This window comes from Agrobacterium cavarae (genome assembly GCF_004310285.1).
Classification (GTDB): Bacteria; Pseudomonadota; Alphaproteobacteria; order Rhizobiales; family Rhizobiaceae; genus Agrobacterium; species Agrobacterium cavarae.
The window spans coordinates 230,877-245,372 of the sequence record NZ_SISF01000032.1; the positions used below are offsets into that span (position 1 = coordinate 230,877).

Genomic DNA, 14,496 nt, shown 5'->3' on the forward strand with positions numbered 1-14,496 from the left:
TTGAGAGTCTGGCAACTATCGGATTTGCGGGCGCGGTGAAATCCGCTCAGTGAAGCACCCGGTTTCCGGCTGCCTTGTCCATGTAGAGCTGCAGGAGTGTCAGTGCTTGCGTCAGAATAAGCTCAAGCGGCCTGAGGTTATCCGATGACCTCTCCCCGCTTTCACCTTCGATCATCGCAGCCATGGCGCGGAAATTTTCCGCCAGCCGCACATCGCCCTCCTCTGAAGCATGTTCGGCCGCATCGAAAAGCGCTTCGCTCACAGTATTCATCATGGCGTGCCGCTCGCCGACATTCATCTCCGGTAAGCTTTTGGGTGCTGATTGCATCGATTTACCTCCGCGCGCGTCTTTGCTCCGCACCTGCCGTTGCAGATGCTTTAGCAATACGCATTGTTTGATCGGATTATTGAAACAGAGATAGGGTTGCGGGACCGGCGAAGCAAGTCATGACAGCGATGCCGTCTGCGCATGGCCTCAACCTTCCCACGGCCTACCATTCGATGCTCGAACCGTCATAGGCATGGAAGCTTCCGCTTTGCGCCGGCTGAAGTCTATCCAGAACGGAAAGCATCCTGGTCGCGCTCTCCTCCGGTAGAAACCGATCGCGGCCACCGGCGTAGTCATCACTGAGCGAGGTTGCCACGGTGCCAGGATGAAGTGCTGCCAAGACCGACTGCGGGTGAGTGCGGCCAAGTTCGATGGAAGCGGTTCGGACGATCTGGTTCAACGCCGCCTTCGAGGCGCGATAGGATACCCATCCGCCGAGATGATTGTCGCCGATCGAACCGACCCTTGCCGACAGAAACGCCATCAGCCCGCGGTCTCGCCTCGGCAGTTTCGTCGCGACGTGTTTCAACACTAGCGCGGGGCCGAGCGCATTCAGCGCAAATTGCTTCATCATCGCGTCGGCAGAAAGCTGCTTCAGTGCCTTTTCGGGGCCAACGCCGTCGATCGTCAGCGCACCGGTGGCGCAGAAGATGAGCTGAAAATCTCCCTCAAGTCTTCCGAGGGCGTCGTGAACGCTCGCGTCGTCGGTAATATCCAATCCGTCGGTGGAGCGTGAAAGCCCGACGACCTCTGCGCACCGCTTGTCAGCCTGGAGCAGTCTCGCAACAGCCGAGCCGATCCCACCGCTGGAGCCGATGACGAGCGCGCGATATCCGTCTGCGAGTGATGTCATCATCACGAGAACTCCTAAACAGGTTCCGCATCATCGAGCTTTTTCAGAAACTGGCGCGCCGCACTCCTATAGTCCTTGCGCTGTTCGTCCTTCATCCGTCCCCAGGTCGCGTAAGGCTGGGCCAGACGGCGGTTGCCGTCGAGCTTCTTTTTGTTCCGGTCAAGGAAATCCCAATATAGCGAATTGAACGGACAGGCTCCCTCCTCAGTCTTCTTGCGCACATCGTAGCGGCAGTTTTCGCAATAGTCCGACATGCGCGAAATATAAGCACCACTTGCCGCATAGGGTTTGGATCCCAGCAATCCGCCATCGGCGAACTGGCTCATGCCGATGACATTCGGCATCTCCACCCATTCGAAGGCATCGGCGTAGACTTCGAGATACCACTCATGCACCGCATGGGGATCGAGGCCCGCAAGAAGCGCAAAATTGCCGGTGACCATCAGCCGCTGAATGTGATGGGCATAGGCGTGATCAATGGTTTCACCAATGACGGTCGAAAGGCAGTTCATCTCGGTCTTGCCGTCCCAAAAGAAGGATGGAAGCGGTCGCGACGCGTCAAAGAAGTTGCGATCCGCATAGTCCGGCATGAAGTGCCAGTAGATGCCACGCATATATTCCCGCCAGCCGATGATCTGGCGAATGAAGCCCTCAACAGCGTTGATCGGCGCATCCCCTTCCAGATAGGCGCGTTCCGCCCTCCGGCAGATGTCGAGCGGATCAAGAAGACCCAGATTGATGTAGAAGGAGAGGAGCGAATGATTGAGGAACGGGTCGCTGGAGAGCATGGCGTCCTGCGTCTCACCGAAGCTCGGCAGGAAATGCTCGATGAATGCGTCTGCTGCCCGCTCCGCATCCTCCTGCGTGACGGCAAATGCGAAGCCCTTCGCTTCCCCCATATGCTCGGCAAAACGTTCATCAACGAGTTTCATCACGTCGCGCGTCGTCTTGTCGGGCGTAAACTGCGGATGAGAAGCGCGAAAGAGATCGGGCTTTGCCGGCTTGCGGTTTTCAGCATCGAAGTTCCAGCGCCCGCCTATGGGCTTGTCATCCTCCATAAGAAGTCCAGTCTTTCGGCGAACGTCGCGATAGAAGAACTCCATCCTCAGCTCACGCCGGCCCTCAACCCACGCAGCGAACTCATCCTTCGAACAGAGAAAACGGGTGTCGGTGCGTATGTCTACGGGAATGTTGAGGGACTTTTCCCAGCCAGACATCGCCTGCAACACCCGAAATTCGCCCGGCTCGGTGACGATGACCTTTTCTGGCTTGATCTCTTTGACGGCGCGCTTCAGCTCTTCGGTGAAGCTCCCCGTGTTCGGCGTATCATCGAGCTCCGTGTAGCCAACATCGAAACCCTTGCCGCGCAAATCTTCAGCGAAGTGGCGCATGGCCGAAAGGATCAGGATGATCTTCTTGCAGTGATGGCGCACATAGGTCGTCTCTTCCTGCACCTCGCACATCAGGATCATGTCCTGATCCGGATCGGCACCCTCCAGGCTTGAGACGGAGTGGGACAATTGATCGCCAAGGATGAAGATGAGATTGCGGCAGCGCTGTTTCATCGCCGCAAAACGCCAAGGTGCCGCCTGCCGTTCCAGACGGGAACCGCCATCGTCGTCTTTTTATGGGCGACGAGGATGTCGGCGATCGCTGCCAGTATTGCATCTTGTCTGCCCCAGAAGATCGCAAAGCATGTGTGGGTGTAACAAGGCGCACGCGTAAGGGCGATGCTGAGCTGATGTCGTTCAGGAAGGGTCGGGGCCGTAGCGAGACGGACGAGGGCGTCCGCAGCGCGAATCAGTGGGGCTTCGCGCACCGGCTATCGGCCATCATCGGCACGATAAATCTAAGACTTCGTTAATAAGGGGAACCAAAGACAGTCTCGCCACGTTGCTTTTCCACAATACGGAAAAGGAACTTCCAAAATGTCAAGATCAGGAAAAGCAAAATCCGTAGTTTTTTTAGCAGCAGCCTTCATGTGCGCTGCAAGCGGCCCATCGTTCGCCCTGAGCGTCATTAACCCCGCCTATGTAAACGAAGCTTCTGCCGAAGAGGCCACGAACGCTTCCGTCTCGGCATTTAGCAATGGCGGCGCAACGAAGGGCAGTGGCGACCTTCTTCTTTCAGCGGAAGAAGTTCAACACATTCGTTGGTGCGCAACACGCTACCCATCCTATCACGCGTCGGACAATACCTTTGCTAACGCCTCTGGTGCGCGCACGGAGTGCCGCTCCAAGTAAGGCGGGCTTGTTTTGCCCGCCTTCCAATTAACCGCGTTGGCAGTCTCAAATCCTGCCAAACATGTCAGAAGTGATAGTTCAAACCACCCTTGACGACGTTGTCGCTGATATCAGTCCGCGATGTGGTGCCGCCAGAGAATGTCCGAACATCGTTGGTCGCAACATAGTTGTACTCGACCTTGCCCGAAATCTGCTGATTGAACTTGTGCTCGATACCAGCACCAAGCAAATAGCCCTCCTTCATGCCATCAGGGCCGACGACATTGTCGCCGTCGCGAAGGCTCGTAACCGTCAGACCAGCCGTGCCGTAGATCAGAGTTTCGTCCATCTTGACGCCAGCTTTGGCCTTTGCCGCAACGCGCCAGCGCTCGCGCAGATTTCCGTTCGGAACGGAGACGCGGGTATCGCCGAGATGGGTCGCTTCGAGTTCGCCACCAACGACAGCACCGCCGAGGTCATAATTGTAGCCGCCCTGAACGCCCAGCGCCAAGCCCTTGCCGTCGCGGAAAGGGTTTGCACTCGGCATGGCAGCGCCAATATGGCCACCGGCATAAGCACCCGTCCAGGAAGAGCTCGCAGGCTCGTTATAGGCCGGTGGCGCCTCATAGGACGAGGTGAGGTCTGCAGCAACAACCGGGCTGGCAGCCACCATTGCCGCAATGGCAACAGCGTAAGATCTGAATTTATTGGACATCATCAACTCCATACCAAGTCCTTAAGTCTCCCCGCGGGAGACGTCATTCCGAAAGCCACCAAAGACAGTGCCTGTCTGATTGCTGTTATGGTCAACATAAGCGCGAAGGTATGGCGGAAAAAGAAACTTGGTTAGAATTTAGCTAAAACTTTAACGGCATGGATAACAGGAGGTTAACGACGAATTGCGATCGCTATTCGCGATCTGATGCTTGAGTGCCGGGTGCAGAGAGCCAGGCGTCGGGAGCAAGATGGGAACCAACAGGGCGGCCTTCTGTTTACCTAACGAACAACAAACAGAGGAGGCTCACCATGCCAAACCGTGATCCATTGGACGAGTCCACGATCGACAGCCCGCGTGGTCCAACATCAACACCGGGCATTCCGGACCGCGTCCAGGAAAAGCCGCCCGTTCCACCCGTGAAGGATCCGGGCGATACGAAAAACCCGAACGATCCGACACTCAATCCCGCACTTCTGCCGATCGGCGATCCCGCGGGCGCAGCCTGAAAGCTGTTATAGGAATTCACCAAACCGCCGTGCGAGACAATCGCACGGCGGTTTGTTTGTCTTAGAGCTTGACCCAGCTGCCGTTGTCCTTGGACGAGCGAATACACGCCTCGACAAAGGCAACGCCTTTCACGCCATCATCCACGGTTGGATAGATGACGGCCTTGTTGAGATCAGAACCGTTGCGGCGCGCATCGATGGCATTGGCCGCTTCCGAGTAGATCGTCGCGAAGGCTTCTAGGTAACCTTCCGGGTGACCCGACGGAATGCGTGTGACACGGGACGCCGCATCACCGGCACCGGCGCCACCGCGGGTGATCAGTTGCTTTGGCTCTCCAAGCTTGGTGAACCACAGATAGTTCGGGTCCGCCTGCGTCCATTCCAGCCCAGCCTTGGTGCCATAGACGCGCACCTTCAAGCCGTTCTCATGGCCAACGGCGACCTGGCTGCACCACAAAAGACCCTTGGCCGCCTGCTTTCCGTCTTTCGCCTTGAAGCGCAGCATGACGTGGGCGTTGTCATCCAGGCGCCGGCCTTCGACAAAGGTGTGCACGTCGGCTGCAAGCTCATCCAACTCCAAACCCGAAATGAAGCATCCGAGGTTGTAGGCATGGGTGCCGATGTCACCCGTCGACCCGCCTGCACCCGACTGCGCGGGGTCAGTTCTCCAGACCGCCTGCTTGGCGCCGGTCTGTTCGATCGGCTCGGCCAGCCAATCCTGCGGATACTCCATCTGAACCAGACGAATATCGCCGAGCACGCCACTTTCCACCAGCTCCCGTGCATGGCGGACCATGGGGTAGCCGGTATAATTGTGGGTGAGCACGAACAGCGCATCCGCCTTGTCGGCAACCTCTTTCAGCTTCTTGGCATCTTCGAGGTTGGAGGTCAGCGGCTTATCGCAAATGACGTGGATACCGCGCTCCAGGAAGGCCTTTGCCGCCGGATAGTGAACATGGTTCGGCGTGACGATCGCGACGGCGTCGATGCCATCTTCGCGTGTCGATTCCTTTTCCGCCATTTCCTCATAGGAGCCGTAGCAGCGGTCTTCGTCGAGCCCCAGCTCCAGACCGGACGCCTTCGACTTCTCCGGTGTGGACGACAATGCGCCTGCCACCAATTCGAACCGGTTGTCGAGACGCGCCGCCATGCGGTGAACGCCGCCGATGAACGCGCCGCTGCCACCGCCGACCATACCGAGGCGAATACGCTTGGACGCCTTGTCGGTCGTCTTTCCTTCAATTGCCATAGTTTTCAGTCCTCGCAATCGTTCTATTACAGGCCGAGCATGCGCCGGTTGGCCGCATCATCCGTGCCACTGGAGGCGAAATCGTCGAAGGCCTTTTCCGTCACGCGGATGATGTGTGCCTTGACGAATTCAGCGCCTTCGCGCGCGCCGTCTTCAGGATGCTTCAAGGCGCATTCCCATTCGACGACGGCCCAGCCATCGAAATCATTGGCCGCCATCTTGGAGAAGACGGCGCCAAAATCGACCTGGCCGTCGCCAAGCGAGCGGAAGCGGCCCGCGCGGTTGACCCAACCCTGATAGCCGCCATAGACGCCCTGGCGTCCCGTCGGATTGAACTCGGCGTCCTTGACGTGGAACATCTTGATGCGGTCTTTGTAGATGTCGATATTGTCGAGATAATCCAGGCACTGCAGCACGTAGTGCGAGGGGTCGTAGAGCATGTTGGCGCGGCTGTGGTTCTTCACACGCTCCAAGAACATTTCGAAGGTCACGCCATCATGCAGGTCTTCGCCTGGATGAATTTCGTAGCAGACATCGACACCCTGCTCATCGGCAAAGTTCAGGATTGGCGTCCAGCGTCTTGCGAGTTCGTCGAATGCCGTTTCCACTAGGCCTGCAGGACGTTGCGGCCACGGGTAGATGAAGGGCCAGGCGAGAGCACCTGAAAATGTCGCGTGTGCATCGATGCCGAGATTGCGCGATGCCTTCAAGGCGAGCTTGACCTGATCGACCGCCCATTCCTGCCGTGCCTTGGGATTGCCGCGCACTTCCGGTGCTGCAAAACCGTCGAAGGCTTCGTCATAGGCGGGGTGAACCGCCACGAGCTGCCCCTGAAGATGGGTCGAAAGCTCGGTCACTTCGACACCATTCTGGCGCGCAACGCCAGCAAATTCTTCGCAATAATCCTTGGATTCCGCTGCCTTCTTGAGGTCGATCAATTGGCTCGCCCATGTCGGCACCTGAACGCCGACATACCCTTTTTCAGCGGCCCATTTGGTGATCGCGTCCCAGCTGTTGAAAGGTGCGGCATCTCCCGCGAACTGACCCAGAAACAAACCGGGACCCTTGATCGTCTTCATCTCTGACTTCCTCCTGTATCGATACAGTTGAACGGACCAAGCCTCCGCCGCGCAACCGCGGACAAGCTAACCGCTCCAGAATTTCGTGCAACCCTGAATGTCGCTCGCGCCGCTAAAAAATGCACGGTGGCGACGCCGACCGCTGGAGAAGCTTCGAAGCGAGTCTCGCTCGCGATAACAACTTCGGGAGAGCGTCTCAAACGAAGCCAGTGCGGGAAACCTTTTGCAGTTGCTGTGGTTATCCGTTCTCAACCTTTGATCACCAGGAGCTTCGAACCGCCATGATATTGACCAGACGCGCAGTCCTTGCAGCCGGCGCCGCCTCGGCTGCCGCCACGGTTCTTTCAACGCCCTCCATCGGCCGTGCCGCAGCTCCTTTCGAGCAGCCCGCACTTCCCTTCAAGGAGGACGCGCTGGCGCCGCATATCTCGGCAAAGACGGTGGGCCTCCATTACGGCAAGCACCACAAGGCCTATTTCGACAAGCTCAACACGCTTTCGAAGGGCACGCCCTATGCGGACATGAAGCTGGAAGAGATCGTGACTGCGTCCTACGGCAAGGCGGCAGACAAGAAGATCTTCAACAACGCCGCGCAGGCGTGGAACCACATCTTCTACTGGGACCAGTTCGTGCCCGGCGGCCCGAACAGACCAGAGGGAAAAACGGCCGATGAAATCAACGCCGCATTCGGCGGTTATGACAAGTTCATCGAAAAGGCCGTCGCGGCTTCCGATGAGGTCTTCGGCACCGGCTGGGTTTGGCTCACAAGAGATGACGCCAACAAGCTCGCGCTGGTCGGATATGAAGACGGCAACAACCCTGTGGCCGTCGGTCGCCCGGCCTATCTCGGCATCGATATCTGGGAACACGCCTATTACGTCGATTACGAGAACCGCAAGCCTGCCCATATCAAGGCCGTGCTGGAAAACCTCGTGAACTGGCGCTTCGTCGGCGACAAGATCTCTGCGGCTTGAGGTTCGTCGGCGCAATCGACGACTGAACCATCGCGATCCACCTCATGCGCCCTGCATCTCGCGGGGCGCTTTCGCATGACTGCACCTCACGGCGGTAGAAGGATATATCGCATTTGAGCAATTCGACGATCATAACATTCTAATGATTTCGCCTAAAATAGTATCAGATCGCGGAAAGTTGAATATTTGATCAAAAATCATATGAATCGTTTCAGTGTTCGCTTGAGTATGTAAAGACTTTCTTATAACGACGATCAGTCGGCATTCGCGGGACAAGCGAGCCGGTTACAAAAAATTGGGAGCTCACATATGAGATACAAATTTGGCATCATCGCCGCCGCTCTGCTTTCGGCGACGTGCTTCGCGAATGTGGCAAGCGCGAAAACCTTCGTCTATTGCTCCGAAGGTTCTCCTGAAGGCTTCGATCCGGGCCTCTACACTGCCGGCACCACCTTCGACGCCGCTGCACACACCGTTTACAGCCGCCTGCTGGAATTCGAAAAGGGCACCACGAAGCCGATTCCAGGTCTCGCGGAGAGCTGGGAAGTTTCCAAGGACGGCAAGGAGTACACCTTCAAGCTGCGTCCTGGCGTCAAGTTCCAGACCACAGACTTCTTCACGCCGACCCGCGACCTGAATGCCGATGACGTTGTTTTCTCCATCGAGCGCCAGATCAAGACCGACAATCCATGGCACCAGTATGTTCCGGGCACGTCCTGGGAATATGCAGCCGGCATGGGCTTCCCTGAACTGATCAAGTCGGTCGAAAAAGTCGACGACATGACGGTCAAGTTCACGCTGAACCGCCCGGAAGCTCCTTTCCTCGCAAACCTCGCAATGCCTTTCGCTTCGATCGTTTCAAAGGAATACACCGATAAGCTCGCTGCCGAAGGCAAGCAGGCCGAACTGAACCAGAAGCCGGTCGGCACTGGTCCGTTCACATTCGTCGGCTACCAGCAGGATGCCGTCATCCGCTACAAGGCCAACAAGGATTATTGGGGCGGCGCACCGAAGATCGACGATCTGGTTTTCGCCATCACCACGGACGCTGCCGTTCGCTACCAGAAGCTCAAGGCTGGCGAATGCCACCTGATGCCTTACCCGAACGCTGCTGACGTTCAGTCCATGAAGTCGGACTCGAACCTCAAGGTCATGGAGCAGGAAGGCCTCAACGTTGCCTACCTCGCCTACAACACCACCCAGGCTCCGTTCGACAAGGTCGAAGTGCGCAAGGCGCTGAACAAGGCCATCAACAAGAAGGCCATTGTCGACGCTGTCTTCCAGGGCATGGCAACACCTGCCAAGAACCCGCTGCCGCCGACCATGTGGTCCTATAACGACAAGATCGAAGACGATACCTACGATCTCGACGCTGCCAAGAAGATGCTCGCAGATGCCGGCGTGAAGGACCTCTCCATGAAGGTCTGGGCGATGCCCGTTTCGCGTCCTTACATGCTGAACGCCCGTCGCGCGGCTGAAATCATCCAGGATGATTTCGCCAAGATCGGCGTCAAGGTTGAAATCGTCTCCTACGAGTGGGCCGAATATCTCGACCGTTCCAAGGCCAAGGACCGTGACGGCGCTGTCATGCTCGGCTGGACTGGCGACAATGGCGATCCGGACAACTTCCTTGATACGCTGCTCGGCTGCGAAGCTGTTGGCGGTAACAACCGTGCACAGTGGTGCAACAAGGAGTTCAACGATCTGGTGAAGAAGGCCAAGGTTACGACCGATCAGGCCGAGCGCACCAAGCTCTACGAAGAAGCTCAGGTTGTCTTCAAGAAGGAAGCACCTTGGGCCACGCTCGACCACTCCCTGTCCATCGTTCCGATGCGCAAGGAAGTAACGGGCTTCGTTCAGAGCCCGCTGGGTGACTTCACGTTCGAAAACGTCGACATCACCGAGTAATCGCTGCACCCAAACAGACATGCCGCGCATCTTTTCGAAGGTGCGCGGCAGTTCCTTTATGCGGCACTCATAACATACCAATAAGCAGGCGAAACTGCCTCGTGCCAGAGCATAGGTTCCTTGAAGGAACAGATCGAAGGTTTCTCATGATTGGCTTTCTCGTGCGGCGTATTGCCGTGCTCATCCCGACATTCATCGGGGTTTCTATCATCGCGTTCCTGTTCATCCGGCTTCTGCCGGGCGATCCGGTCGCACTGCTGTCCGGCGAACGCGTCATGTCGCCAGAGCGTCATGCGCAGATCAGCGCAGCGCTCGGTCTCGACCGTCCGCTCGTGATCCAGTATTTCGACTATTTGAAGGGCATCCTGACAGGCGATTTCGGCACGTCCATCGTGTCCAAATCTCCGATCATCGATCAGTTCTTCGCGCTTTTCCCGGCAACGGTCGAACTCTCCTTCTGCGCCATTATCCTGGCAATCTGCATTGGTATTCCGGCAGGTGTGATTGCGGCCATCAAGCGTGGCTCGGTCTTCGATCAGGGTCTGATGGGCATCGCGCTCGTGGGCTATTCCATGCCGATCTTCTGGTGGGGCCTGCTGCTGATCATCCTGTTTTCCGGCATTCTGCAATGGACGCCGGTTTCGGGGCGCATCTCGCTGATGTTCTACTTCCCGCCGGTCACCGGCTTCATGCTGATCGACTCGCTGCTCTCCGGGCAGAAGGGGGCATTCGCCTCCGCGCTGAGCCATCTGGCCCTGCCATCGATCGTGCTTGCCACCATTCCACTTGCCGTCATTGCGCGCCAGACGCGCTCGGCCATGCTGGAAGTTTTGTCGGAAGACTACGTGCGCACCGCACGCGCCAAGGGCCTGTCTCCCTTCCGGGTGATCGGCATCCACGCGCTGCGCAACGCCATGATCCCGGTCATCACCACCATCGGTCTCCAGGTCGGCGTCATGCTGGCAGGTGCCATCCTCACCGAAACGATCTTCTCCTGGCCGGGCATCGGCAAGTGGATGGTCGATTCCGTCTTCCGCCGCGATTACCCGGTCATTCAGGGTGGTCTGCTGTTGATTGCAGGCATCATCATGGTCGTCAACCTCATCGTTGACCTCCTCTATGGCCTGATCAACCCGCGCATCCGGCACTAAAGGGAGGACCGTTTCATGGCCGATACCGCCATTACCAAAACCGCTGCACCGGTTTCCTCTGCTGCCATGCGCAAGCAGATGCTCAAGGAATTCTGGTTCTATTTCTCGGAAAACAAGGGTGCCGTCATCGGCCTTTATGTTTTCCTCGCGCTCGTGATCATTGCCGTCTTCGCGCACTTCATCGCGCCGCACTCGCCATTTGAACAGTATCGTGACGCTGTCCTTCTGCCGCCCGCCTGGGTTGAAGGGGGACGCCTAACCTATCTGCTCGGCACCGACCCGGTCGGCCGCGATATTCTGTCCCGCCTCATCTACGGCGCGCAGTATTCGCTGTTCATCGGTGTCTTCGTCACCACGCTGTCCTTGACCACAGGCGTCGTCATCGGCGTTCTGGCCGGCTATTATCGCGGCTGGCTCGACACCGCCATCATGCGTCTGATGGACATCATCCTGGCCTTCCCGTCGCTGCTTCTGGCGCTCGTTCTCGTCGCCATTCTCGGACCGGGACTAACGAACGGCATGATCGCGATTGCCCTCGTTCTTCAGCCGCACTTCGTGCGCCTGACCCGTGCCGCGGTGATGGCAGAAAAGAGCAAGGACTATGTGACTGCGTCGCGCCTTGCAGGTGCCGGTCCTCTGCGTCTGATGTTCCGCACCATCCTGCCGAACTGCACAGCCCCACTCATCGTCCAGGCAACGCTCTCCTTCTCGAACGCCATTCTCGACGCAGCCGCTCTCGGCTTCCTCGGCATGGGCGCACAGCCGCCCGCACCCGAATGGGGCACCATGCTTGCCGAAGCGCGTGAATTCATTCTGCGCGCGTGGTGGGTCGTCACCTTCCCAGGTCTTGCCATCCTCATCACCGTTCTTGCCATCAACCTGATGGGCGATGGTCTGCGTGATGCGCTCGACCCGAAACTGAAGAGGTCCTGATATGGCACTTCTGCAAATCGATAATCTCACCGTCGAGTTTGAAACCGCCAATGGCTGGTTCCGCGCTGTGGATGGCGTGTCGATCTCGGTCGATCCGGGTGAAGTGCTTGCCATCGTCGGCGAGTCCGGCTCCGGCAAGTCCGTCTCCATGCTGGCCGTTATGGGCCTCTTACCTTGGACGGCACGCATTACCGCCGACCGCATGCTCTTCCAGGGCAAGGATATCCAGAATCTCAGCGCATCCGAACGCCGCAAGCTGATCGGCAAGGATGTTGCCATGATCTTCCAGGAACCGGTTGCAAGCCTCAATCCGTGCTTCACGGTTGGTTTCCAGATCGAGGAAGTTCTGCGAATCCATATGGGCCTCGACAAGAAGGCACGTCGCGCACGCGCGATCGAACTCTTCAAGCTCGTCGGTCTGCCGGATCCGGAAGAGCGGTTGAAGCATTATCCGCACCAGATGTCTGGCGGTCAGTGCCAGCGCGTGATGATCGCAATCGCGATCGCCTGCAATCCGAAGCTCCTGATCGCCGACGAGCCGACCACCGCGCTCGACGTGACGATCCAGAAGCAGATCCTCGATCTCATCATGCGCCTGCAGGCCGAAACCGGCATGGGCCTGATCATGATCACCCATGACATGGGCGTGGTGGCGGAAACGGCCGACCGCGTCGTGGTCCAGTATAAGGGTCGCAAGATGGAGGAGGCCGACGTGCTCACTCTGTTTGAAAACCCGAAGAGCAACTATACCAAGGCACTTCTGGCAGCGCTGCCGGAGAATGCGACGGGCGATCGCCTGACGACCGTATCGCAGTTCTTCGATGGCACACCGACGCCAGCCGCAAGCATTGGGGGAGAAACGGCATGAGCGACAACAAGATCATGCTCGAAGTCCGCGACATGAAGCGGGATTATCATATCCCTGGCGGCTTTCTGAAGCAGAGCAAGACGGTCCATGCCGTCAAGGGCGTTTCCTTCAAGCTGGAGACAGGCAAGACTCTGGCAATCGTCGGCGAAAGCGGCTGCGGCAAGTCTACCCTTGCCCGCATGCTGACCTTCATCGACGAGCCCACATCCGGCGAACTCTTCATCGATGGCGAGAAGATGGACACACGTCCCGGCCACCTGACGGCGGATATGCGCCAGAAGGTGCAGATCGTGTTCCAGAATCCCTATGGCTCACTCAACCCGCGCCAGAAGATCGGCGATGTGCTGGGTGAATCGCTGCTGATCAACACCAAAATGTCCGCCGCCGAGCGCCGCGAAAAGGCAACCGACATGCTGGTGCGCGTCGGTCTCGGCCCCGAGCATTACAACCGTTATCCGCACATGTTCTCCGGCGGACAGCGCCAGCGTATCGCCATTGCGCGTGCACTGATGCTCAATCCGAAGCTTCTCGTACTGGACGAGCCGGTTTCCGCGCTCGATCTCTCGGTCCAGGCACAGGTGCTGAACCTGCTTGCCGACCTTCAGGACGAATTCGGTCTGACCTATGTCTTCATCAGTCACGACCTGTCGGTGGTGAGGTATATCGCCGACGAAGTGATGGTGATGTATTTCGGTGAAGCGGTCGAATATGGCACCCGCGACGAGGTCTTCTCCGACCCCAAGCACAGCTACACCCGCACATTGTTTGCGGCCACGCCCAAGGCAGATGTGGAATCGATCCGCGCCCGCATGGCCGCAAAGGCTATGGCGAAGACCGGCTGATCACACGACCCTCAAGCCTCGGAGAAATCCGAGGCTTTTTCATCCCGGCTTGCGCGCACAGATCGCGTAGCGGTGCTGAATGCCACGGGCCGCAGCCTTAAGGACATTCCAGTTCTTTGCCTGGCTCTTGTGAACGTCGCGAAGATCGGTGTCGATCGTCACGTCCTCGAAGCCGGCATCGCGCAGCAATGCTGCCACCGCCTCGGCACGGGCACCTTTGGAAAAATAGACACGGGATAGAATGCTGTTATGCGTGCCGGCCATATCCGGCGGCATGTGCACCGCTTCGGCCTTGATAAGCCCGCGCCTTTGCAGCCAGTTCGCCAGGTCTTTCAGGACCTTCTCCATGCGGCTGACATTGACGAAATCGCCATCGACGATCAGCACCTGCCCGCCGGGTTTCAAAACCCGCATCCATTCACGGAAGGCAGCATTTGGATCGACCAGGGTCCAGACGAGATGACGGTTGATCACCACATCATAGCTCGCGTCCGGCTCCATGGTGTTTTCCGCATCGCCCATACGAAAGGCAATCTGCCGGTTTCGGCTCTTCGCCTTGGCTTTTGCCCGCTCCAGCATGGGCTCTGCCCAGTCGAGGCCAGTCACGCGGAAGCCGAGATCATCCATCAAATGGGAAACGACGCCCGTGCCGCTTGCGAGATCGAGCGCCAGCCTCCCCTCACCCGGCCCCAGATGCTTCAGCACAAGGCGATGCCAGGCGGCGCGTTCATCCTCGGAAAAGATTTCATGTCCGGGTGAAAGATCGAAGGTCGCAGCGCGAGCGGACCAATAAGCCTTGATCTCGTCCTTCAGACCAAAGTTGCTTCCGTAGTCATTTGCGCTGTCCATGCTCGCCGACCTTCAC

15 protein-coding genes are annotated in these 14,496 nt (G+C 58.0%); 8 read left to right on the plus strand and 7 right to left on the minus strand.

Going from position 1 to position 14,496, the window contains the following annotated elements:
* Positions 1–46: 46 nt before the first annotated feature.
* From EYC79_RS17035 to EYC79_RS17045, 3 genes are all read right to left on the minus strand, one after another.
* Positions 47–328, minus strand: coding sequence for a hypothetical protein (locus EYC79_RS17035; RefSeq protein WP_130978729.1), 282 nt, complete (start codon positions 326–328; stop codon positions 47–49).
* A 163-nt stretch (positions 329–491) separates the two neighbouring features.
* Positions 492–1,184: an SDR family NAD(P)-dependent oxidoreductase gene (locus EYC79_RS17040; RefSeq protein ID WP_165457063.1), complete on the minus strand. Its 693-nt coding sequence runs from the start codon at positions 1,182–1,184 to the stop codon at positions 492–494.
* 11 nt (positions 1,185–1,195) lie between these two features.
* Positions 1,196–2,746 (minus strand): cryptochrome/photolyase family protein, encoded by a 1,551-nt coding sequence (locus EYC79_RS17045; RefSeq protein WP_130978730.1) that lies wholly within the window; start codon positions 2,744–2,746, stop codon positions 1,196–1,198.
* A 363-nt stretch (positions 2,747–3,109) separates the two neighbouring features.
* On the opposite strand from EYC79_RS17045, the gene EYC79_RS17050 reads away from it, so the two are divergent.
* Positions 3,110–3,424, plus strand: a complete 315-nt coding sequence (locus EYC79_RS17050; protein ID WP_082447356.1) for a BA14K family protein — start codon at positions 3,110–3,112, stop codon at positions 3,422–3,424.
* A gap of 64 nt (positions 3,425–3,488) precedes the next feature.
* On the opposite strand, the gene EYC79_RS17055 is transcribed toward EYC79_RS17050, so the two are convergent.
* The gene (locus tag EYC79_RS17055; protein WP_113265688.1) at positions 3,489–4,118 is read right to left on the minus strand and encodes an outer membrane protein; all 630 of its coding nucleotides are present in this window, start codon (positions 4,116–4,118) and stop codon (positions 3,489–3,491) included.
* A gap of 311 nt (positions 4,119–4,429) precedes the next feature.
* On the opposite strand from EYC79_RS17055, the gene EYC79_RS17060 reads away from it, so the two are divergent.
* A complete protein-coding gene (locus EYC79_RS17060) occupies positions 4,430–4,627 on the plus strand; it encodes a hypothetical protein (RefSeq protein ID WP_062441777.1) in 198 nt (65 codons plus the stop codon).
* Between the two features lie 61 nt (positions 4,628–4,688).
* On the opposite strand, the gene EYC79_RS17065 is transcribed toward EYC79_RS17060, so the two are convergent.
* Positions 4,689–5,876, minus strand: coding sequence for a Gfo/Idh/MocA family protein (locus tag EYC79_RS17065; protein ID WP_130978731.1), 1,188 nt, complete (start codon positions 5,874–5,876; stop codon positions 4,689–4,691).
* Positions 5,877–5,902: 26 nt separating this feature from the next.
* Positions 5,903–6,955, minus strand: coding sequence for a sugar phosphate isomerase/epimerase family protein (locus EYC79_RS17070; RefSeq protein WP_130978732.1), 1,053 nt, complete (start codon positions 6,953–6,955; stop codon positions 5,903–5,905).
* A gap of 281 nt (positions 6,956–7,236) precedes the next feature.
* On the opposite strand from EYC79_RS17070, the gene EYC79_RS17075 reads away from it, so the two are divergent.
* From EYC79_RS17075 to EYC79_RS17100, 6 genes are all read left to right on the plus strand, one after another.
* On the plus strand, positions 7,237–7,929 hold the full coding sequence (locus EYC79_RS17075) for a superoxide dismutase (protein ID WP_130978733.1): 693 nt from the start codon (positions 7,237–7,239) through the stop codon (positions 7,927–7,929).
* Positions 7,930–8,238: 309 nt separating this feature from the next.
* The gene (locus tag EYC79_RS17080; RefSeq protein ID WP_062424094.1) at positions 8,239–9,837 is read left to right on the plus strand and encodes an ABC transporter substrate-binding protein; all 1,599 of its coding nucleotides are present in this window, start codon (positions 8,239–8,241) and stop codon (positions 9,835–9,837) included.
* A gap of 146 nt (positions 9,838–9,983) precedes the next feature.
* Positions 9,984–10,988 carry an ABC transporter permease subunit gene (locus EYC79_RS17085; RefSeq protein WP_062424093.1) on the plus strand — a complete coding sequence of 335 codons (1,005 nt, stop codon included), beginning with the start codon at positions 9,984–9,986 and terminating at the stop codon, positions 10,986–10,988.
* A gap of 15 nt (positions 10,989–11,003) precedes the next feature.
* Positions 11,004–11,921, plus strand: a complete 918-nt coding sequence (locus EYC79_RS17090) for an ABC transporter permease subunit (RefSeq protein WP_062424092.1) — start codon at positions 11,004–11,006, stop codon at positions 11,919–11,921.
* 1 nt (position 11,922) lies between these two features.
* Positions 11,923–12,789: an ABC transporter ATP-binding protein gene (locus EYC79_RS17095; protein WP_082447357.1), complete on the plus strand. Its 867-nt coding sequence runs from the start codon at positions 11,923–11,925 to the stop codon at positions 12,787–12,789.
* Positions 12,786–13,631 carry a dipeptide ABC transporter ATP-binding protein gene (locus EYC79_RS17100; RefSeq protein WP_165457064.1) on the plus strand — a complete coding sequence of 282 codons (846 nt, stop codon included), beginning with the start codon at positions 12,786–12,788 and terminating at the stop codon, positions 13,629–13,631. Before EYC79_RS17095 ends, EYC79_RS17100 begins: the two co-directional genes overlap by 4 nt.
* Before the next feature lie 39 nt (positions 13,632–13,670).
* On the opposite strand, the gene EYC79_RS17105 is transcribed toward EYC79_RS17100, so the two are convergent.
* Positions 13,671–14,480, minus strand: coding sequence for a class I SAM-dependent methyltransferase (locus EYC79_RS17105; RefSeq protein WP_130978734.1), 810 nt, complete (start codon positions 14,478–14,480; stop codon positions 13,671–13,673).
* Positions 14,481–14,496 lie beyond the last annotated feature (16 nt).